The organism is Streptomyces sp. NPDC006430 (assembly GCF_040612395.1).
Classification (GTDB): Bacteria; Actinomycetota; Actinomycetes; order Streptomycetales; family Streptomycetaceae; genus Streptomyces.
This window is the reverse complement of record NZ_JBEXQA010000027.1, coordinates 1-18694: the sequence shown is the minus strand read 5'-3', so window position 1 is coordinate 18694 and position 18694 is coordinate 1. Positions and strand designations below refer to the sequence as shown.

The 18694-nt window shown below is 69.1% G+C and carries 20 protein-coding genes and 5 pseudogenes; 14 read left to right on the top strand and 11 right to left on the bottom strand.

All coding sequences use genetic code 11. The annotated features are described in order from the left end of the window. Positions 1-18: 18 nt before the first annotated feature. Together ABZZ20_RS28690 and ABZZ20_RS28685 are read right to left on the bottom strand one after the other, a co-directional pair. Positions 19-582: a TIGR03086 family metal-binding protein gene (locus tag ABZZ20_RS28690; RefSeq protein ID WP_356874446.1), complete on the bottom strand. Its 564-nt coding sequence runs from the start codon at positions 580-582 to the stop codon at positions 19-21. Beyond that, positions 579-1175: a TetR/AcrR family transcriptional regulator gene (locus ABZZ20_RS28685; protein ID WP_356874444.1), complete on the bottom strand. Its 597-nt coding sequence runs from the start codon at positions 1173-1175 to the stop codon at positions 579-581. The genes ABZZ20_RS28690 and ABZZ20_RS28685 overlap by 4 nt, the downstream gene beginning before the upstream one ends. A gap of 174 nt (positions 1176-1349) precedes the next feature. On the opposite strand from ABZZ20_RS28685, the gene ABZZ20_RS28680 reads away from it, so the two are divergent. After that, a complete protein-coding gene (locus tag ABZZ20_RS28680) occupies positions 1350-1952 on the top strand; it encodes a recombinase family protein (RefSeq protein WP_356874443.1) in 603 nt (200 codons plus the stop codon). 41 nt (positions 1953-1993) lie between these two features. Here the strand turns inward: ABZZ20_RS28680 and ABZZ20_RS28675 are convergent. From ABZZ20_RS28675 to ABZZ20_RS28665, 3 pseudogenes are all read right to left on the bottom strand, one after another. Next, a pseudogene (locus ABZZ20_RS28675) lies at positions 1994-2342 on the bottom strand (transposase); the annotation flags it as partial. 319 nt (positions 2343-2661) lie between these two features. Next, positions 2662-3036: pseudogene (locus tag ABZZ20_RS28670) on the bottom strand (MarR family transcriptional regulator); the annotation flags it as partial. 162 nt (positions 3037-3198) lie between these two features. Next, positions 3199-3396, bottom strand: a pseudogene (locus ABZZ20_RS28665) (helix-turn-helix domain-containing protein); the annotation flags it as partial. Between the two features lie 235 nt (positions 3397-3631). Between ABZZ20_RS28665 and ABZZ20_RS28660 the strand changes: the two are divergent. The 3 genes from ABZZ20_RS28660 to ABZZ20_RS28650 are packed head-to-tail and all read left to right on the top strand — an operon-like array spanning position 3632 to position 6059. Next, positions 3632-4297 (top strand): DUF4097 family beta strand repeat-containing protein, encoded by a 666-nt coding sequence (locus tag ABZZ20_RS28660; RefSeq protein WP_356874441.1) that lies wholly within the window; start codon positions 3632-3634, stop codon positions 4295-4297. A gap of 26 nt (positions 4298-4323) precedes the next feature. Then, positions 4324-5283: an ATP-binding cassette domain-containing protein gene (locus ABZZ20_RS28655; RefSeq protein WP_356874439.1), complete on the top strand. Its 960-nt coding sequence runs from the start codon at positions 4324-4326 to the stop codon at positions 5281-5283. After that, the gene (locus ABZZ20_RS28650) at positions 5283-6059 is read left to right on the top strand and encodes an ABC transporter permease (RefSeq protein ID WP_356874437.1); all 777 of its coding nucleotides are present in this window, start codon (positions 5283-5285) and stop codon (positions 6057-6059) included. The genes ABZZ20_RS28655 and ABZZ20_RS28650 overlap by 1 nt, the downstream gene beginning before the upstream one ends. Positions 6060-6279: 220 nt before the next feature. On the opposite strand, the gene ABZZ20_RS28645 is transcribed toward ABZZ20_RS28650, so the two are convergent. Beyond that, positions 6280-6660 carry a hypothetical protein gene (locus tag ABZZ20_RS28645; protein ID WP_356874436.1) on the bottom strand — a complete coding sequence of 127 codons (381 nt, stop codon included), beginning with the start codon at positions 6658-6660 and terminating at the stop codon, positions 6280-6282. Beyond that, positions 6657-7244, bottom strand: a complete 588-nt coding sequence (locus tag ABZZ20_RS28640) for a TetR/AcrR family transcriptional regulator (RefSeq protein WP_356874434.1) — start codon at positions 7242-7244, stop codon at positions 6657-6659. The genes ABZZ20_RS28645 and ABZZ20_RS28640 overlap by 4 nt, the downstream gene beginning before the upstream one ends. A gap of 341 nt (positions 7245-7585) precedes the next feature. On the opposite strand from ABZZ20_RS28640, the gene ABZZ20_RS28635 reads away from it, so the two are divergent. Both ABZZ20_RS28635 and ABZZ20_RS28630 read left to right on the top strand, forming a co-directional pair. Continuing rightward, positions 7586-7696, top strand: a complete 111-nt coding sequence (locus ABZZ20_RS28635; RefSeq protein WP_356874558.1) for a DUF3117 domain-containing protein — start codon at positions 7586-7588, stop codon at positions 7694-7696. Positions 7697-7917: 221 nt separating this feature from the next. Next, positions 7918-8235 (top strand): annotated as a pseudogene (locus ABZZ20_RS28630) (virginiamycin B lyase); the annotation flags it as partial. A gap of 105 nt (positions 8236-8340) precedes the next feature. Here ABZZ20_RS28630 and ABZZ20_RS28625 read toward each other — a convergent pair. Together ABZZ20_RS28625 and ABZZ20_RS28620 are read right to left on the bottom strand one after the other, a co-directional pair. Next, entirely contained in the window at positions 8341-9003 is a 663-nt protein-coding gene (locus ABZZ20_RS28625; protein WP_356874432.1) for a response regulator transcription factor, read from the bottom strand. Continuing rightward, complete coding sequence (locus tag ABZZ20_RS28620) at positions 9000-10211, bottom strand: histidine kinase (protein WP_356874430.1); 1212 nt, start codon at positions 10209-10211, stop codon at positions 9000-9002. The genes ABZZ20_RS28625 and ABZZ20_RS28620 overlap by 4 nt, the downstream gene beginning before the upstream one ends. A gap of 402 nt (positions 10212-10613) precedes the next feature. Here ABZZ20_RS28620 and ABZZ20_RS28615 point away from each other — a divergent pair, with 402 nt between their 5' ends. Beyond that, a complete protein-coding gene (locus ABZZ20_RS28615; RefSeq protein WP_356874428.1) occupies positions 10614-12104 on the top strand; it encodes a hypothetical protein in 1491 nt (496 codons plus the stop codon). Positions 12105-12435: 331 nt separating this feature from the next. Here the strand turns inward: ABZZ20_RS28615 and ABZZ20_RS28610 are convergent, their stop codons facing one another. Then, positions 12436-13653, bottom strand: a complete 1218-nt coding sequence (locus ABZZ20_RS28610; protein WP_356874426.1) for an MFS transporter — start codon at positions 13651-13653, stop codon at positions 12436-12438. A 108-nt stretch (positions 13654-13761) separates the two neighbouring features. On the opposite strand from ABZZ20_RS28610, the gene ABZZ20_RS28605 reads away from it, so the two are divergent. Further along, positions 13762-14280 carry a MarR family transcriptional regulator gene (locus ABZZ20_RS28605; RefSeq protein ID WP_356874424.1) on the top strand — a complete coding sequence of 173 codons (519 nt, stop codon included), beginning with the start codon at positions 13762-13764 and terminating at the stop codon, positions 14278-14280. A 650-nt stretch (positions 14281-14930) separates the two neighbouring features. Here ABZZ20_RS28605 and ABZZ20_RS28600 read toward each other — a convergent pair. Next, a complete protein-coding gene (locus tag ABZZ20_RS28600; protein ID WP_356874422.1) occupies positions 14931-15566 on the bottom strand; it encodes a hypothetical protein in 636 nt (211 codons plus the stop codon). A gap of 116 nt (positions 15567-15682) precedes the next feature. Between ABZZ20_RS28600 and ABZZ20_RS28595 the strand changes: the two genes are divergently transcribed. From ABZZ20_RS28595 to ABZZ20_RS28570, 6 genes and pseudogenes are all read left to right on the top strand, one after another. Then, positions 15683-16273 carry a TetR/AcrR family transcriptional regulator gene (locus ABZZ20_RS28595; RefSeq protein WP_356874420.1) on the top strand — a complete coding sequence of 197 codons (591 nt, stop codon included), beginning with the start codon at positions 15683-15685 and terminating at the stop codon, positions 16271-16273. 86 nt (positions 16274-16359) lie between these two features. After that, entirely contained in the window at positions 16360-16512 is a 153-nt protein-coding gene (locus ABZZ20_RS28590; protein WP_356874418.1) for a hypothetical protein, read from the top strand. 28 nt (positions 16513-16540) lie between these two features. Next, entirely contained in the window at positions 16541-16900 is a 360-nt protein-coding gene (locus ABZZ20_RS28585; RefSeq protein ID WP_356874416.1) for a hypothetical protein, read from the top strand. A 118-nt stretch (positions 16901-17018) separates the two neighbouring features. Then, a pseudogene (locus ABZZ20_RS28580) lies at positions 17019-17348 on the top strand (transposase); the annotation flags it as partial. A 94-nt stretch (positions 17349-17442) separates the two neighbouring features. Continuing rightward, on the top strand, positions 17443-17913 hold the full coding sequence (locus tag ABZZ20_RS28575; protein WP_356874414.1) for a DUF5959 family protein: 471 nt from the start codon (positions 17443-17445) through the stop codon (positions 17911-17913). 169 nt (positions 17914-18082) lie between these two features. Next, entirely contained in the window at positions 18083-18604 is a 522-nt protein-coding gene (locus tag ABZZ20_RS28570; RefSeq protein ID WP_356874412.1) for a replication-relaxation family protein, read from the top strand. The last annotated feature ends 90 nt before the right edge of the window (positions 18605-18694 follow it).

Sequence of the window (18694 nt, the reverse complement as noted above, 5' to 3'; positions counted from 1 at the left end):
CGGGAGCCGCTCCGAAGGTCACGCGGCCTCCCGCCCCAGAAGAGCCAGAAGCTGCTGCTGAGGCGTGGCCTGCGCCGAAGCAGTCAGAGCGGGTGCGTACATTCCGGTAGCGGCGAATTGCTCCGCCATGGGAGCAACGGCGGTCAGGCACGCCTCGACGGCCTCGACATCAAGGAGCGTTTCGAAACCCGCGGCCTGCGCGAGGTCCCAGGCGTGTACAAGCGGTTCGATGACGGCCGTGGCCAGCACCCACTCGGCCGTCACTTCGCCGTGGTGTGAGGCAACACAGCTGTTCGGGTCGGTGGTGGTCAGCAGATCCAGCATGGACTGGCAAGTGGCGGTCCATGCAGTGAGCGGTTGCCCGATGACCGCCTCGGCCGGATCCCGAAGTGGCTCACGCGGTCCCTGGCCCGACAGCAGAGCAGCGATCTGCTGCTGGCCGTCGATGATGTGTCCCAGGACGTGTAAGCCAGTCCATCCTGGGCAGGGAGAGGCGCTGGTCCAGCGGTGGGCCGGCACTCGATCGACGACGTTGCTGACGTCTGCGAGTACGCGCTGGTAACGCGCGAAGACGTGGTTCATTGCGCTTCCTCCAAGGTGGGCGTCGGTATGAGCGGATGCAGGGCGTTCCATGCAGCCCGGGCCAGTGCTGTTGCCGCCGTGTGGGGTAGCCCGGCTCCGCCCATCAGCCAGTTGCGGGTGTATTCCTGAGCCGGTCCGATCCACACAGCGACCACCACGCTCAGATCGGGCGTGCCGTCCCAGCCACGGTCCCCCAGCCATTGGGCGACAGCCTGGAAGAACTCCTTGCTGCAAGCCGCGATCCGGGGAGACTCCCGAGGCGTGACCCAGTCCGGCGGCGCTGCAAGAAAGGCAGCCAGCTCCGGGTGCGCCTCGACCCAGGCGAGGTGGCGGCGCACGGCTGCCTCGATGCCGGCTTGAAGAGCTGCTTCACGCGTCAGCACGGCCATCAGCTCGGCCTGGTGCTGTTGGAGACCGTGAAGATAGACCGCCTCGGCAAGATCTTGCTTGGTGCGGAAGTGGTGGAAGAAGCTGCCGTTGCTGACCCCCGCCCGCCTACGGACCTGCTCCACCGTCGTGCGTTGCACTCCGTTTTCGAGGAAGCAGACGAGGGCTGCGGCCAGGATGCGCTGGTAGGTATCGGAACCCAACATGGCGCCAGAGTAATGCTCTAGAGCAACACTCCACCATGGCGATTCCGAGAGATGTCGAAAAACGTTCGTCTGTCGACACTCGGTACCGTGATCACGAACCTGCAGGTGGGCAGTGTCGGCAACTCGCGTCGACAATCAACGTCGGCCAACGGTCCGGCCGATAGATTCCGACACATGCTCATCGGCTACGCGCGGGTCTCGACCGCCGACCAGAACCCCGATCATCAGATCGACGCCCTGCTACGGGCCGGCGTGGACCGCAACAACATCCACCTCGACACCGCGAGTGGCGCGAAGGCGTCCCGCCCCAAGCTTGACCTCGTCATGCAGTTGCTGCGCGAGGGCGACACGCTGAAGGTCACCCGGCTCGACCGCCTCTCCCGATCGGTCCTGCACCTGGTGACCCTCGGCGCCGAACTGCGCGAGCGCGACATCGGTCTGCACGTCATCGAGCAGGGCATCGACACCTCCACCATGGAGGGCCGGGCCATGTTCGGGATGCTGTCCGTGCTCGCCGAACTTCAGCGCGAACTGATCGTCGCGAACACCAATGACGGGCTCGCGTCCGCGCGGGCCCGCGGCCGGGTCGGCGGACGCCGGCCCAAGCTCACCAACGACCAGGCCGCGCTCGCCCAGCGGCTCTACGACGAGCGGGAGAAGACCGTCCAGCAGATCGCCGACATGTTCGGCGTTCCGCGATCGACGGTGTACGGGCACCTCAACAAGGCCAAGACCGTGCCCCGACAGCCGAAGAACACCAAGGTCACGCAGTCCTGACCGCTACTTTGCACCTGGGGTCAGCGATAGGAGTCTGGGGCCTTCAAGGCCCGCATGTTCACCGAGTCGATCGCGCAGCGGGACCAGTCAAGCGAGCCTCGGGACCCGAGCTCGTGGAGGACCAGGCGGTAGAGCGTGGCCTACACCCCTGGCCTTCGTCCACTACGAGATGCGCCGGTGGGCCGTCGCTCCCGAAGGCCCGAACGACGCTGACGGCAACTGCTGCCACGTGCAGCCCGACGTGGCCCCGAACACGATCGCTGCCGGCACTTCCCGGTCACCATGGCGACGCCGGCCACCACCTTGAGGCCGCGAAGGAGCCTCCGGCACCACCCGTAGGAACAGTTCCCACGACTCGTCAGGCACCAGCCGTTCAACGATCCCCACCACGGCCCACGGCTTGCCGACTCAACCTCGAGCCAGGGGTCTGCCGGGGTCGGGCCGATTGGGTTTCGGCGCACGGGGCGGGCGGAGTTGGGTGTGGGCGGTGATGATCAGCGACGTCCAGCGGTCCGCCGCCTCCGGGTACGGAAATTTCGGGCGGGTCCAGCCAAGAGCCTGCTTGATCATCGGCCCGTCCCACTCCGGATCACGAACCACCGTCCCCCGGCTGCCTGCGGCAGTGCTCCCCGCGCCGCCTCTGGGGCAGCGGGCGCCCTGTGATGTGCTCGACGGTCGCTCGGACGCGTCGAGCCTGACGAGGGGGAACTCAGGCAGTGCCGTCTGAGGGTGTTTCGGGTTTTGTGTGGAGGATCTCTCGGGCCTGTTCTGCGGCGCGGATGATGCTCTCGCAGACGAAGTCGAGGAAGCGGGCGATGTTCTCCATGCGGGCGCCGGCCGGGGTGTCGGGGCCGAGGACGCCGACGCCCTGCCGTGCGGTTTCGACGATCTGGGCGGTGGACCGGGCGCTGGCCATCATCGACTGGTACCAGACGTCGTCGTCAACGACGTAGCGCTCGCGGCGGCGTTCGTCGCGTTCCCGGCGGACGAGGCCTTGGCCATCGAGGTACGTGATTGCTTTGGAGATGGACGCCGGGCTGACCTGGAGGTGCTGGGCGAGTTGGGACGCGGTGAGGCTGCCCGCGTCGCTGAGGGTGAGGCAGGCCATCACCCGGGACACCATCTTGGGCGCGCCCGACGCCATGATGACGGTGGTGAGCGTCTCCTCGTACTCGCGTACGGCCTCGGCGTCGCGTCCGTGGGCCGGCGCCGGCGTCTGTGGGTTCCGGGGCGCGGTCTGCCTGCGCCGGTGGGCGCGGCGTTCGGTGGCGCGGTGGGCCAGGTCGGCGCGGTAGGCGGTGGGGCCGCCGTTGCGCATGACCTCGCGTGTGATCGTCGAGGTGGGGCGGTCGAGGCGTCGGGCGATCTCGGCGTAGGGGAGGCTGTCGGCCATCCCCAGCGCGATCTGCTGGCGTTCCTGCTGGGTGAGCCTGCCTCCCGGCATCGCAATCTCCTCGGTGATCCTTCGCGGCGGTCCCTGATCCCCCCACCATAGCGTTCACTTCTCATTCATTGCAATGATCAGAGTGACTGTCGTTGCGTTACTTCCAACTCCGTTGCAACAGTTTCTTGGCATCTACCTGCACATATAGCAATCTCATGCAACGAGCATGTTGTCGCTATTTGGAAAGCAACGTAGCGTTTCTGGTGTCAGAAACAGCGAGCCGCAGGAGAGCACGATGCAGAAGTTCGACACCCCCGCCCCGATCTCCGCAGTCCTGGACCTCCCCGCCGGGCGCGTCCAGTTCATCGCCGCAGACCGCGCTGACACCACCGTCGAGGTCCTTCCCGCCAATCCCGCCAAGAGCCGCGACGTCAAGACCGCTGAGCAGACCACCGCTGCCTACGCCGACGGCGTCCTGCGGATCACGGCGTCGACCCCCGATCGCCAGCTCTTCGGCCCCTCCGGATCCCTGGAGGTCACCGTCCAGCTGCCCGCCGGCTCCCGCATCGAGGGCAAGGCCGCCGGCGTCGAGCTCCGCGGTGTGGGACGGCTCGGTGACGTCGCCTTCGAAGGCGCGTACCGCCAGATCAAGATCGACGAGGCCGCGGGCGTCCGCCTCACCGCGATCGACGGCGACGTCGAGGTCGGCCGGCTGGGCGGCCCCGCAGAGATCAGCACCGCAAGGGGCGACATCCGGATCACCGAGGCCGTCCGAGGCACGGTCGTGCTCCGCACCCAGTCCGGCGACATTTCGGTCGCCGCCACCGCTGGCGTCTCAGCCTCCCTGGACGCCGGCACCGGCTACGGCCGCATCAGCAACGCCCTCAAGAACGATGGCACCGCGGAACTCGACATCCGCGCCACCACCTCCCACGGCGACATCACCGCCCGCAGCCTGTAACCACAGCGTCTCAAGGAGCATCCACCATGACCAACGTGGCCATCGCGGCGAACGGTCTGCGCAAGTCCTATGGCGACAACGTCGTGCTCGACGGCGTCGACCTGCACGTCCCGGCGGGCACGATCTTCTCCCTGCTCGGTCCGAACGGCGCCGGCAAGACCACCGCCGTCAAGATTCTCTCCACCCTCATCTCGCCCGACCCCGGCTCCGGCGAGATCCGCGTCGGTGGCCACGACCTGGCCGCCGACCCGCAGGCGGTCCGCGCCTCGATCGGCGTCACCGGGCAGTTCTCCGCCGTCGACGGGCTGATCACCGGCGAGGAGAACATGCTCCTCATGGCCGACCTGCACCACCTCCCGCGCCGCGAGGGGCGGCAGGTCGCCGCCGAACTCCTCGAACGCTTCGACCTGGTGGAGGCTGCGAAGAAGCCCGCTTCCACCTACTCCGGCGGTATGAAGCGCCGCCTCGACATCGCCATGACGTTGGTCGGCAACCCTCGGATCATCTTCCTCGACGAGCCGACCACCGGGCTCGACCCGCGTAGTCGCCACAACATGTGGCAGATCATCCGCGAGCTCGTCACGGGCGGTGTCACCGTCTTCCTCACCACGCAGTACCTGGAAGAGGCCGACCAGCTCGCCGACCGTATCGCCGTGCTCAACGACGGAAAGATCGCCGCCCAGGGCACCGCCGAAGAGCTCAAGCGGCTGATCCCCGGCGGACACGTCCGGCTCCGCTTCTCCGACCCGGCTGCCTACCAGTCCGCCGCCTCCGCACTACGCGAAACCACCCGGGACGACGAGGCCCTCTCCCTGCAGATCCCCAGCGGCGGCAGCCAGCGCGAGCTGCGCTCCCTCCTCGACTGGCTGGACTCCGCCGGCATCGAGGCCGACGAGCTCACCGTGCACACCCCCGACCTCGACGACGTCTTCTTCGCCCTCACCGGCGACACCACCATCCCCCACCAGTCCGAGGAGACAGTCTGATGAGCGCCCTCTCCCTCACCATCCGCGACTCGTCCACGATGCTGCGCCGCAATCTCCTGCACGCCCGCCGCTACCCGTCGCTGACCCTGAACCTGCTGCTCACCCCGGTCATGCTGCTGCTGCTCTTCGTCTACATCTTCGGCGACGCGATGAGCGGCGGCGCGGGCCGATCCGCCTACATCGCCTACATCGTCCCCGGAATCCTGCTCATGACGATCGGCTCCACCGTCGTCGGCACCGCGGTGTCGGTCTCCAACGACATGACCGAGGGCATCATCGCCCGCTTCCGCACGATGGCGATCCACCGCGGCTCGGTGCTCATCGGCCACGTCATCGGCAGCGTGCTGCAATCGGTCGCCAGCGTGGCCCTCGTCGGCGCCGTCGCCGTGGCCATCGGCTTTCGTTCCACCAACGCCACCGCCCTGGAGTGGCTCGCAGCATTCGGTCTGCTCGTGCTCTTCGCCCTGGCGCTCACCTGGATCGCCGTCGGCATGGGCCTGATCAGTCCCAACGCCGAGGCCGCCAGCAACAACGCGATACCGCTGATCCTCCTCCCGCTCATCTCCAGCGCCTTCGTGCCCATCGAGGCGATGCCGGGCTGGTTCCAGCCGATCGCCGAGTACCAGCCCTTCACCCCGGCCATCGAAACCCTGCGCGGACTGCTGCTCGGCACCGAGATCGGCCACAACGGCTGGCTCGCCATCGCCTGGAGCCTGGGCCTCGCGGTGCTCGGCTACTTCTGGTCGGCCTCGAAGTTCAACACCGACCCGAAGTAACCGACACGACAACGGGCCAGCTCCCGCACCCGTCCCGCCCCAGGGCGGCGATGGTGCCCGCCGACGGCCCGAAGATGTTCTTCACCTACAAGGTCGAATACGGCGACGAACCGCGGGTCGAGCTGTCCGTGCCCCGCACGTGGGCACGGCAGGTCGCCGGCGCCGGCTGGGCGGTCGTGGACGGCGGTGGGCGGCGGCGGGGGACTCTCCGAGGGTGCGGCTACGCGGCGCCCACCGCTGCCAGTACCGCGACCGGCAGGAGCAGAATCCACTGCGGCAGCCGGAGTAGTGGTCTGGGCCAGCCGACGGACAGCGTGACGACGAGGAAGGCTGCCGCGTACGCGATGAAGTGCGCGGCCACAAACCATGCCACCAGGCCGGTCTCCTGCGTATCGTCCGTCAGGGAGAGGTAAAGCAGCGCGAGTCCGGAGAGCACCAGGTCGACGCTCACCATGTGCCACACGGCGTGCAGGACCCGCTTGGGTTCGTCCGCGAGCCCACAGGAGAGCAACGGGCGCACCACATCGCGGTGCCCGCCGACGATGTGCACTGCGGCCACGCCCAGCGCGGTGATCCCTGCCGCGAGAAACCAGCCGTTCATCGGACCTCGATTCCTTTGGCCACGACAGCGGCCAGTAGTGCCGCCAGCTGCGGGTCAGGGTGTTCCCCGACCAGCCCTACGTGGAAGAACACGGCTCCTGCCAGCGTGTCCAGGACCAGGTCCACGGGTGTTTCGGCTGCGATCTCCCTGCGCAGCACGGCGCGTTCGAAGACGACCTGCAGCCGTTCCTTCGACGGGGCCAGGAAGTCGCCGCGGATGCGCGCCTTCAGTTCCGGATCGGAGGCGAAGTCGGCGAGCAGCCCCGGAAGCGCCGCCGCGGCGGCAGGCGCGTGGAACTCGTCGACCAGGCTCTGCAGCAGTACGGTCAGATCCCCGGCCAGCGTTCCGGTGTCCGGGGTCGGAGCATCGTCGGTGGTCGTGAAGACGGCCTCGAAGACCAACTCCGGCTTGCCCGGCCACCGCCGGTAGATCGTGTCCTTGCCGACACCGGCCCGCGCGGCCACCGCCCCGATCGATGTTGCGGCGTATCCGACCTCGACCACCAGCTCTGTGGTCGCGCTGATGATCGCCTCGTGTGAGCGGGGATCCCTGGGACGCCCCCTGGAGGGCGGGGAGAAGTTCATGGCATTTACCATACGGGTCGACCCGTAAGGTAATCAAGGGCTCGCCCCGCCCATCAAGTAGCGGCGCCGACGGCGCCGCTACAGGCCGCTCCCTAGCCGGTCAGACCGGCTGTTCGTGAGTGCTCCTGACCAAGCGCGTGCGAAGCGCCCGCAGATCGCTTCCCGCCGCGCGGTGCTCGTTTCCCGGGCGAGGCAGCCGGGCGCGGCCAAACCCACCGTCCCGTCCCCGGGCCGAACGCCTGCGGGCATGAGTCGGTGATCAGTGGGTGCGGCTGGGAACCAACCAGGCGGTGTCCCTCAACGACGGTGAATCCACTGAGTCGCTGAGCGTCCGCGCCACCATGAGGCCGCGAACGGGCGATGGCCCGGTCGAGGCCACCAAGGAGGGGAGGGCATTGTCCCCGGACGCGGCTGGTGCCCTCGCCGAACGAACTCAAGAACCCGTCGGCTGATGTCGTGGGTCGGTGAGACCGACCAACACGGGAAGCGTCGTTGGCCGCGGGGCTTCCCCCGGTCGGGTGCTGACCTTCGCCGTGGTGAGCTGCGCACTTCCTGCCTGAGGGGCATGGCCCCGCCTCCTGGTCTGGGCCGAGGCGGCCGGCGGTGGGCCCCTGTGGCTCAAGGTTGCCCGCCCACGGGTCCTTCACTGGGCTCCGGGCGCGACGAAGACGCCGCCCCGGGCCGCGAGGGCGCGCTCTGGTTCGCCGAGATCGGGGCCGGCCGGATCGGCCGGATCACCCTGGGGGGCGAGATCACCGAGTTCCCGCTGCCGGACCCCGCCTGCCGCCTGCACGCCGTCACCGCCGGGCCCGACGGCGGTTGCTGGTTCACCGAGTGGGGCACCGGCCGGGTCAGCTGGATCACAGCCGACGGACGGACCACCGCGTACGCACTGCCGGGGGGCGCCAAGGGCGCGCCGGAGCACGAACCGCACGGCTTCGCCTTCGGACCCGACGGCGCGCTGTACGTTGCCCTGGAGTGCTCGCAGTAGGGGTCGACGAGGGTGGGCCGGTAGGCGGGGGCGATGCGTATGGCGGTGGGTTCGGGCATACGGGCGTAGCTCTCAAGACATCGCCGTTGGCTCCGGGCGGCGGCGTCATGCCGGGTGGATGAGGCGGCTTTCGTAGGCGAAGATCACGGCCTGTATCCGGTCTCGGAGCTCGAGTTTCTGCAGGATTCGCCCCAGATGGGACTTCACGGTCGCCTCCGCGAGGAACAGGACGGCCGCGATCTCGGTGTTGGACAGACCGCAGCCCACCTGGATGAGCACCTCGCGCTCACGGGCGCTGAGCCGGCTCAGTCGCTCGTTGCGGTCGGCGCTGCTGCCGTCGGGGATGTGCGGGCGGAAGTTGTCCAGCAGGCGGCGGGTGATCCGCGGGGAGACCACCGCGTCGCCCGCGGCCACGCTGCGTATTGCGGTGAGCAATTCCTCGGGCCTGGTGTTTTTCAGCAGGAAGCCCGAGGCTCCGGCGTTGAGTCCGGCGAAGGCGTATTCATCCAGGTCGAAGGTGGTGAGGATCAGCACTCTGCTCTGCGGGGAGACTCGGATGACCTGCCGCGTCGCCTCGATCCCGTCCGTCCCGGACATCCGGACGTCCATGAGGACGACATCGGGGCGCAACTCCCGGGCGAGGCGTACGGCCTGGATGCCGTCCGCGGCTTCGCCGACCGGTGCCATGTCGGGCTGGGCCTCCAAGACCGTGCCGAAGGCCATACGGAGCAGCGCTTCGTCGTCGGCGATCAGGATGCGGATCGTCATGCGGGCGCCGCTCCGCTGCTACCGAGGAAGAGGCGGGTATGGACTCCCCAGCCGCCGCCCGGAAGAGGTCCGGCCTGCAACGTCCCCCCGTAGGAGGCCGAGCGTTCGCGCATGCCGGGGATGCCGTGGCCGGACGGTGTGGCGCCGGGAAGTGACGGGCGGGGGCCGCTGTCGGTGACGTCCACTGTGACGGTCTCGGTTGAGCACCGTATCCGGACCTTCGCGTGTGTGCCGGCGGGTGTGTGCTTGAGGGTGTTGGTCAAGGCTTCCTGTACCAGGCGGTAGACGGTCAGTTGTGCGGTGGCGGGTATGCGGGTGTGGCCGCCCTGGACCTCGACGCGGGTCGGCAGCCCGGCGGCGCACATTTGGTCGGCGAGGGTTTTCAGTTGGGCGATACCGGGCAACGGGTGGCGCTCCGCGTCCGGTTCGTCGGTCCGCAGGATGCCCAACGATCGCCGCATGTCGGTCAGGGCCTGTCGGCCTGTCTCGGAGATCTGCAGCATCGCGGTGGTGGCCTTGTCGGGCGACCGGTGCTGCGCGTAGACGGCGGCGTCGGTGAGCGCGACCATGACGGACAGGTTGTGGGTGACGATGTCGTGCACCTCCCGGGTGATTCGTGTCCTCTCCTCGGCGACGGCCAGTCGCGACTGCTGGTCCTGCTGTTGCTCCAGGCGTGCGGCCCGTTCCTCCAGGGCAGCGAGGTAGGCGCGCGTGGTCCGCACGTTCACACCCAGGACGGCGGCGGCGACGACCATCGCGGTCACCGCGGTGAAGAGGGTCAGGAACGCACCCTCCGTCGCCCAACGCAGGCAGGCCAGCAGGGCCCCGCCCTCCACGATGGCACCGGCGACAAGCGTGCCGCGCCGGCCCGAGTGTGCGGCCGCCGCGTAGAGAGCCACCAGCAAGGCGATGTCCGCCGGCAGTTGGACGTCCATCAGCCACTGGACGAAGGCCGCGGCTGCCACGGCCCCGAACACCGTGAGCGGGGCCCGGTGCCGCCACACCAGGGGCAGCGCAAGGGCGGTGGTGAGGGCCACGGCCACCGGGAGCTCTTGAGGCGCGCGCGTGGTCATGATGTTGAGCAGGAGCAGCGCCGGCCACAGCGAGTCCCACACCATGGGCGGCAGCCGGAGCCCCCAGCGCCGGGCGGCTCTCACCAGTCGCGCCGCTCGTACGGAGGCCAGGTCGGCGTACCTCGTCAGCCGCACGGCTGTCCTCGTCCGCCGCACGCGGTCCTGGTAGAGCACAGGGTGGGCATTGCCGGGTTCCGAGGCCGCCTCGGTCATCACACGTCCCTGTCGGTTCAGCATCATGGCGGCCCTGGCCGGGGCCACCGCCGCGTACAGCCGGAGCCGGGTCGGATACAAGGAGCGCAGAGCCCGCGCTCCCCGGCACCTACCGCGGCCCTGTCACGGTAGGCCGCGGACCCGCTGAGCACATGGGCCCACCGTCTGATGGCACCGCGCCCTGATACGACCGCAGGAGGAGTCCCGCTACCCCCGTGGTCGCAGGGCGGCCGCTGACCTGGAGTGCTCGATTGCGACTCCGGTCGCACAGGCGACATGCATCGGACTGCGACTCCGGTTGCCCACGACGGCGACCCGGGATCGATGTGGCACCGCGTGCCCCGCGCCGAGGATGGCCGGGTGAACGAGATCATCGCGGGACTGCACATGTCCCCTCTGGAAGTCCTTGCCTTGCTGGGTGCCGTCGCGCTGGTGGTGGCGCGCTGGCTTCCGCCTGCCGTCCGTCCACCCGTCACGATTGCGGCGGGAGCGGTTTTCGCGCTGTCCACGATCGTGCTGAGCGTGGTGGGAATCCGCTGGCAGATGCTGCCGGTACTGGCAGGCGCTGTTTTCACGCTGCCGTTCGTCCTCTCTCCTTTGCTGCGAAACCGTCCCGGCCGGCCCGTGTGGCGGGCCCGATGGTGGCTGGCGTTGCCGGGATCTGTGGTCTGCGTCGGCCTGATCGCCACGGGGCCGGTGGCCGCCTGGGCCTGTCCCGTACCCGTATTCCCCGAGCCGACAGGCCACTTCGCGGTCGGCACCCGCGTGATGCAGTGGACCGACCCGAACCGCCCGGAGACCGCCACTCCCGAAACCGGCGACCGGCGCACGGTCGTGGTCCAGCTCTGGTACCCCGCAGCGAAGAGCCCCACAGGCGCGCAGTGGGCCCAGTACCTCGGCCGCACGCAGCAAGAGGCGCGCACCGTCTCCGACGCCCTCGCAAGCTATGCCGGCCTCCCCGGCTTCCTGGTCGACGGTGTCCCGCGTGCCCACACGCATTCGGTCTTCGACGCCCCGGTGGCCAATGAGGGCGGACGGTTCCCGGTCGTGCTGTTCTCTCCCGGGCTGGGCGGAGTGCGCACACAGAACACCGCCTGGGCGGAGGAACTGGCCAGCAACGGCTATGTGGTCGCCGCCCTCGACCACCCGTATGACTCCGCCGCCGTCATCCTCGCCGACGGCCGGACGATCAACACCGAGATCACCTCCACCGGCAACGACGAAGAAGACAACAAACGGGCCGTCGAAACAACGGGAATTCGGGCCGCGGACCTCAGCTTCGTCCTCACCCAGCTGGACCGCCTGGACCGAGGCGAGACCGCGGGGCCGCTCACCGGACGCCTGGACACCGGTCGGGCCGCCGTGACCGGCCACTCCCTGGGTGGCGGCGCCGCCCTGCAAGCAGCCCGCCAGGACCGTCGGTTCGCCGCCGTCATCGATCTGGACGGCTACCCCCGCGATCCGGATCTGCGCCCCTTCCACCAGCCGGCGCTTGCGCTCACCCAGGCCATCAGCCCGCAAACCGACCCGCGCTACCTACCCCGCCTCACTGAGGTCCTGGGGCTCGGCACCGCGACGAGCTACCGGCTCACCATCCCCGGCGCTGCACACCTCACCTTCACGGACGGCCCCCTGTACCTGCCGCCCGTGCCTTCGATAGTCGGCTCCCTGGGCCGCACCGAGAGCCCGCGCGTCGTCGCCGCGACCACTCTCGCCTTCCTCGACACCACCCTGCGGAACAAGCCCGGTGACCTCTCCGGCGTCTTGTCGGCCTACGGCGACCTCAGCGTCTACCACCCGGGCGGCAGCCGCTGATCAGCGGTGCCGCGGCAGCCGACGGCACGGCCGTTCCCCCGGCGAGGGCGAAATTCTGCCGGGCGTTCGCCGGCCGGCGGAAGACGCTGGCATCGGCCCCGTGTACGTCCGCCCCGCATGTCCGCGGTTTCACGAAAGCCGGACCGCTTGTCTCCCGGTCCTTCAGCACCGGCACAGAGCGTTCCGGCCCGGAACCATAGGCGGTGGCTCCGGGCCGGGGGAGTTCATCTCGGCGAGCTTCCGCGGGCCACCCGGTCGAATGAGTCGGCACACCAGGCCGCAGGTGCTCAAGTCCTCAGGCGCCGGGCACCACGGTCAGGGGCGTACACGGTCAGGATTCCAAGACCTTCTTTTCGGTCTTGCGGGCGGGCGTCCGGCCGCTTGCGGCGATCGCGGCCAAGGCGATCGCCCCGAGGACAGCCGCGACCCACAGGACCGCACCCACAGCGAGGGCGCTCACCACGACCGCGCCGACGGCCGCGCCCGCGGCGATGGCCAGGTTGTAGAGCGCGGTGTTCAGCGCGGTGGCGGCCTCGGCGGCATCGGGTGCCGCCTTGAGGATCCAGGTCTGCACCCCTACCGGCACGGCGCCGAAGGCCAGGCCCCACACCAGCAACACCGCGACGGCCCCGACCGGGGTGGTCCCGGCCAGGGAGAACGCCGCCGTTGCGGCGGTCAGCAGCGTGGCCGCGCCCAGCAGTGCCCGGCGGGGGTCGCGCCCGGCAGCCGAGCCGGCGACGAAGGTGCCGATCACGCCGGCGATACCGAATCCCAGCTGCACCGGACCGATGGCGGTGTCACTGAGTCCTGCGGTCTGCTGCAGCAGCGGGCGGACGAACGTGAACGCCGTCCAGTGACCACCGACCAGCAGGAACGTCGCGATGACCGCGGCTCGCACCGCCGGATTGCGCAGCTGCGCGGCCAGCATCCGCGGAGTGACCGCCGTAGTGGCCGGCAGCTTCGGCAGCAGTGTGCCCAGCGCCACCGCGACCACGGCCGCCAGCGCCGCCAGCACGAGGAACGCCGCCCGCCAGCTGCTGAAGTCGCCGACCAGCGTCGCTGCCGGCACACCCAGCACGGTCGCCACCGTCGCGCCGCCGAAGGTCAAGGACGTCGCCCGGGGAATGTGCTGCTCGGGCACGAGACGGACCGCGACGCCGGCGGCCAAGGCCCAGAAGCCGCCGATCGCGACTCCGACGACCGCACGGGAGACCAGCAGCACCCCCAACGACGGCGCCAAAGCCGAGGCAACCGTGGCAGCCAGCATGAGCGCGATCAGTGCCAGCAGTACGATCCGCCGGTCCAGACGGCCGATCACCACCGGGAGCACCGGCGCGGCGATCGCGGCCATCAGCCCGGGCAGCGTGACGGTCAGACCGGTGACACCGGCCGACGCACCGAAACTGTGCCCTATCGGCGTCAACAGCCCGACGGGCAGCGACTCGACGGTCACCATGGCGAATGTCGCCGTTGCCACCGCACCGACCGCCAGCCAACTGCGCAACGTGACCGGACCGTCCGCGGGGTGCCCCACCGCAGATTCCAACAAGGCAGGCATGTTGTCCCCACTCTTTAACTCAACATTGAAATATTCAACGTTGTGGAGAGTAGGGCGGTACTATGCCAATGTCAAACAGTTCAATGTTGAGAGGTTGCCGTGGAGTCGAACTCCGAGACCGACCAGATGGACCGGATCCTCGCCCAGTGGCAGGCCGAGGAACCCGACCTCGACGTAACCCCCATGGGAATCGTCGGACGCCTACAACGCGCCAGCCGACTGCTCGAACGCAGCATCTCCGACTGCTTCGCCGAACACGACCTCCAACTATGGGAATTCGACATCATCGCCACACTGCTGCGCTCCGGCCCGCCCTACCGCCTCACCGTCGGCGCGCTCGGCGAGACCGCCATGGTGACCTCAGGCGCGATCACGAACCGCCTGGACCGCCTCGCCACCCGTGGTCTGATCGACCGCCAAACCGACCCCAGCAACCGGCGCAGCGTCCTGATCACCCTCACCGACACCGGCCGCGCACTCGTCCGGCCCGCCCTGCTCGACCACCTCCAAAACGAGGCACGCCTGCTGAGCTCACTGGACACCGCCGAGCAAGACCAACTCGGCCACCTCCTGCGCAAGCTCCTTCTCGACCTCGGCGACCGCCCCGTGCAACCCTGACCCACTCCGCGCCACTACCCCAGCCGGATCCGGCGACCCGTCGCGCGATGGCGCGGTGGTCGCCGGGCGGGCCGCGCGAAGCCCGCATGCCCGGCCCCGAATCGCCCACACCTCGACGAGTGAGGTGCACGGCCTACCCGCGTGGGGTGACGACCGGCAATGAACACACCCATTCCGCCCCCGGTACGGGACCTCATCACCGGTAGTCGGGAGCGCCTGCCGAAGCGCGGACACCGATGTACGCGGCCCCTTCGCCGATGACGACGAGCTGGACGAGGAGCAGGGCCACCACTTCAACTCAGCCCTCCGGGCCCGGCCCGGCTGCCACGACACTTTGCCGAAGCGGGGAGCTCCTATCCCATGCGCAACTGAACCTCCGGAGCGGCGACGAGCCGTTCGTCTTGGCGTCACCGTGAAGCCAAAACGAACGGCGCGTTCGCGCTGGGACCAGCACGCCGTGTGACCTCGCCCGCACGGTTCAGGCACAGCGCGCGAAGGCCGTGGTGATGGGCGTGCTGCAGCAAGCTGTCCGGTGCGATCTGTTCGCGGAGCTGTCACGCTTCCGTACCTCTACGGTTGCCTGAGCAGTCGCGCGGACGTGTTGTTCGAGCGGACCGACGAAGCGGCCCGCGACCGTGCGCCTCCCGCAGCTACGGCTGGACGAGAGCGGAACGGCCCGCGCCGCCTGCCGCCGACGGTCCACCGGCCTCCTCAAGCGCCGACTGCGGTGCCCGCCGGATCAGCGTGACGCCCAGCAGCGCGACGCCGATCGCCATCAGCAGCAGTCCCGGCGGGAACGTCGCCGTGGGGAGCACGCCGCGGAGCGAGACTGGGACGGCGCCCAGCGCGTACGCAGCGACGGCGACCCGGGGAGCCCGGCCGGCCTTCCACAGCGATGCACCGAAGACGACGGCACCGGCCAGGTAGACCATCGACGAGGCTTTGAACATGGTGCCGGTCAGACCGTCGACGAGGCCGGTGATCTGCGCCTTGGGCAACTCGGGGAAAACCAGGTTGAGGATGTACTCCACCCCGAGAAGCCCGGCCATGCCCAGGAAGTTGAGGGTGTATCCGAGCAGGCCCAGAGTGCCCGAGCGCCGCCGGTCGGCAAGGAAGAGGCCGGTGATGAGGAACAGGCCGAAGGCCTCCGCCAGCGGGGCGAGCACGTGGGTGAACGCCAGGTCGTCGGGGATCAGTCCACCGCGCCGGACACTGTTGAGTACCAGGATGGCGGCGGAGACGGCGCCCGCCCAACCTGCGAGTCTGTAGAGGGTGTGTGTGGGCATGCTTCCTCCGTCGGATCGGTTATAACGCTCGTAATAACGTATGTCATCGACTGTCCGCGGGGCCGGCATAGGGCATGCCGTAAGGATTCGGAAAGATTTGAGAGGGGACGGCTGCAGTGGCCGACAGCGAGGACATGCGCGACCAGTTCATCGAGGCCGCGCTGCGGGTGGTGTCCGCGCACGGCCCGGCCGGGCTCACCGTACGGCGGGTCGCCGAGGAGGCCGGATCGTCCACCATGGGCGTCTACAGCCGCTTCGGCAGCCGTACGGGCATGCTTCAGGCCTTGTACGGGCGGGCGTTCGACATGCTGCGGGACGACTTCGCCGCAGTGCCCGCCACGGGTGAAGCCCTGAAGGACGTACGTACCCTGGCCCTGGCGTACCGGACCTTCGCCCTCCGGAGCCCCACCCGGTACGCGTTCATGTTCGAGCAGGCGGTGCCCGGATTCGACCCCGGCCCCGACCTGCGCGCGCAGGCCCTGGAGAGCACCTTCGGCGTTCTGGTCGCGGCGGTCGCACAGACCGCCCCGCCGGCCAGCGCGGAGCGGAACGCTTACCTCGTCTGGACGGCCATGCACGGCATGGTCAGCATCGAACTCACCCACCGGGACCGCACCGAACTCCCGGGTTGGACGATCGCCGCGGACTGGGAGGGCGTCTACCTCGACGGCGTGCACGCGGTCTGGAACGGCCTCGGCCTTGCGTGACCGCGCGTACCGGTGCCTGGGACTTCCCACGAGAACCACGGCGTAGCGTCGACGGAAGGCCTCCGGAGGCGTCGAAAGAGGCCGAGATGGGGGCACGCAACGCCGCCCGGACGCTCCTCGCCCTCGGCGGGGCGGCGGCCGCCGTCTGGACCCTCTTCCGCGCCTGGTCCGGCAACCGGCCAAGCCGTGACTACCGTGGCCAGGATCTGTTCGGCGGGATCACCGGAACACCCGGATGATCTCCTCACCCACCAGGAGGCCGCGGTCGTGCTGGGCGCAACGGCCTCCACGGTTCGCGACTACGGCGCCGCTGGCTACCTCCGTACTGTTCAGTGCTGCGGCCGCACCTGGTACCCCCGCGCCGACGTCGCCGCGCGCCGGGGCGCCGACGACCGGCGCCACCACCCCGAACTCACCGGGGCCGGCTGCCCCCGCGGCTCGACCGACCGCGTTACCCGCCACCACCCGGACCCCCCTATCGCCGAAACGGCTGCTGCCCTCGCCCTTGCCGCGTCAGGGGGGCGGGCCCTGGTGACCAGCGGGGAGACCGCCGAGCACTACGGCGTCGGCGAGCGCACGGCTCAGCGGCTGCTCCGGGAAGCCCGCGAACAGGCCGCCGAGGTCTGAGCCCGGGAACGCCGGGCATCCCGCATACCCATGCCAGTGCCTGTCCACGACCACCGCCATGCCTGGCCGAAACCCGCTCAGCCGTATCTCCGCACCCCGGCCCGCCATCAGCAACGTCGGCGGCATCCACCTGCTCTCGAACATCGCCAAGGCCCATCCACGCGTGACGAAAGCCTGGGCTGACACCGGCTACCGGACCAAGGCCATCGACCACGGTGCCACCCTCGGCATCGGTCACCCGCCGCGACCCGGGCCAGAAGGCTTCAAGGTCATCCCCCGGCGCTGGGTCGTGGAGCGGACCTTTGGCTGGTTGATGAACCACCGCCGCCTCGCCCGCGACTACGAAACACACCCGCACCGCTCCGAAGCGCTGATCCGACTCGCGGTGATCGACCTGATGAGCCGCAGGCTCACCCGAGAGTCCACTCCGAACTGGAAGGACTCATAGCCAGAGCGCGAGAAGCAGACTCGCCGGCCCGACAAGCCCACCCGGCGATACGAAAGGATGCAGGTCAGCCCCTCTCAAGAGAGCGAGATGTACGGTGACTGAACCCGCCCCGGTGAACCTGATCGATCTGGGAGACGCGGATGGCAACCACTGCGTCGTCCGCGTGACCGGCCGCTACCAACCCGGAGTACTGAGCGGCCACGACATTCTGCAAGCCGATGTCCTGGTCTCCGCGAGCTTTGTCGATGCCAGACTTGAGCTCTACCTGTTCCAGCAGGACCTCGACACCTGGCAGCACGACTTGACACAGCTCGCACCGGGCAAAGGCGCAACCATCGGTGGCGACCGCGGGCTGAGTCTCGACTTCTTCATGCATGAGGACCGCACGTTGTCGTTGATGGTCCAGGACCCCGACCGCATGAGCCTCGCGCTAGGGATCGGACCGCAGGAGTCCTGGATCCAGGACCACCACCAGCGACTTGAGCACGTTCGAGAGACCTGGCCCAGCGAAGTCGTGGAGACGGCTCCCATGACCTACGAGTGGAGCTCCAACCGCAAACGCTAAGTCGGTTCGCATGCCCCCAAAGATCAACTAAATCGACTACTTCTCAAACACCCCTGCCGGGGCAAAACGCTCTTTAAGGGCCTGGAGGCCGCCTCCTACGAGCTACGGCGCCCGGTGACGGAGAGATGGGCTCCACCGCACGCGGCGCTCCAGCGGGGCTTCCCACCCGATGGCCGTCAACGAAACGGTGATCGCACTGCTGCGCCCGAAGCCGAACAAGGCCAAGCTCGCCGACGACCCGCCGCACGTCCAGGCCGCCGCCCAGGCCGCCGTCGACGCACCGGACGGCATCGGCACCATCGCCTCGTACTGGACCGAGGTCCCGCTGCCCGCGACCGGCACGTGGAACGCGCCCGGCAAGGGCGGCGCCCAGGCAGACCTGGTTCTCACTGCGCCCCAGGACCAGGTGTCGCTGCTGTTCATCGAGGTCGACAACTGCCATGAGTCCGCGGAGGAGCTCGCCGCCAAGCTGGAGAAGTACGCCCGGTTCTTCCGGCGGAAGGTGAAGGACACCGACGGCAAGGAGCGTCCGATGTGGCGCACCCGCTGGAGCGCTCCGGAGACCTGGTCCGGCGACAGGACGTACCCGCCCGTCTTGCTGGTGCTCAACCGCGTCGGCGAGCGCAAACCGACTGGGGTACCCCGAAGGAATCCCATGAGGTTCCCCCGTTGCGCGGGAGGTACTGACTAGCCGGTGACTTCGCACTTGGGGTTTTAGGTCTTCAGCCAGCGTGGTCGGGTTTCGTCGATGCCGAGGAGTTCGAGCAGGTGTGCTTGGACT

Bases quoted from the DNA above. Each gene is read 5' to 3' on its own strand.
- ABZZ20_RS28655 (WP_356874439.1), top strand. From the start codon at position 4,324: ATGACCAACGTGGCCATCGCGGCGAACGGTCTGCGCAAGTCCTATGGC.
- ABZZ20_RS28625 (WP_356874432.1), bottom strand. From the start codon at position 9,003: ATGACGATCCGCATCCTGATCGCCGACGACGAAGCGCTGCTCCGTATG.
- ABZZ20_RS28645 (WP_356874436.1), bottom strand. From the start codon at position 6,660: ATGAACGGCTGGTTTCTCGCGGCAGGGATCACCGCGCTGGGCGTGGCC.
- ABZZ20_RS28650 (WP_356874437.1), top strand. From the start codon at position 5,283: ATGAGCGCCCTCTCCCTCACCATCCGCGACTCGTCCACGATGCTGCGC.
- ABZZ20_RS28680 (WP_356874443.1), top strand. From the start codon at position 1,350: ATGCTCATCGGCTACGCGCGGGTCTCGACCGCCGACCAGAACCCCGAT.
- ABZZ20_RS28660 (WP_356874441.1), top strand. From the start codon at position 3,632: ATGCAGAAGTTCGACACCCCCGCCCCGATCTCCGCAGTCCTGGACCTC.
- ABZZ20_RS28635 (WP_356874558.1), top strand. From the start codon at position 7,586: ATGAGGCCGCGAACGGGCGATGGCCCGGTCGAGGCCACCAAGGAGGGG.
- ABZZ20_RS28685 (WP_356874444.1), bottom strand. From the start codon at position 1,175: ATGTTGGGTTCCGATACCTACCAGCGCATCCTGGCCGCAGCCCTCGTC.
- ABZZ20_RS28640 (WP_356874434.1), bottom strand. From the start codon at position 7,244: ATGAACTTCTCCCCGCCCTCCAGGGGGCGTCCCAGGGATCCCCGCTCA.
- ABZZ20_RS28600 (WP_356874422.1), bottom strand. From the start codon at position 15,566: ATGCCCACACACACCCTCTACAGACTCGCAGGTTGGGCGGGCGCCGTC.
- ABZZ20_RS28615 (WP_356874428.1), top strand. From the start codon at position 10,614: ATGTGGCACCGCGTGCCCCGCGCCGAGGATGGCCGGGTGAACGAGATC.
- ABZZ20_RS28690 (WP_356874446.1), bottom strand. From the start codon at position 582: ATGAACCACGTCTTCGCGCGTTACCAGCGCGTACTCGCAGACGTCAGC.
- ABZZ20_RS28570 (WP_356874412.1), top strand. From the start codon at position 18,083: ATGGCCGTCAACGAAACGGTGATCGCACTGCTGCGCCCGAAGCCGAAC.
- ABZZ20_RS28590 (WP_356874418.1), top strand. From the start codon at position 16,360: ATGGGGGCACGCAACGCCGCCCGGACGCTCCTCGCCCTCGGCGGGGCG.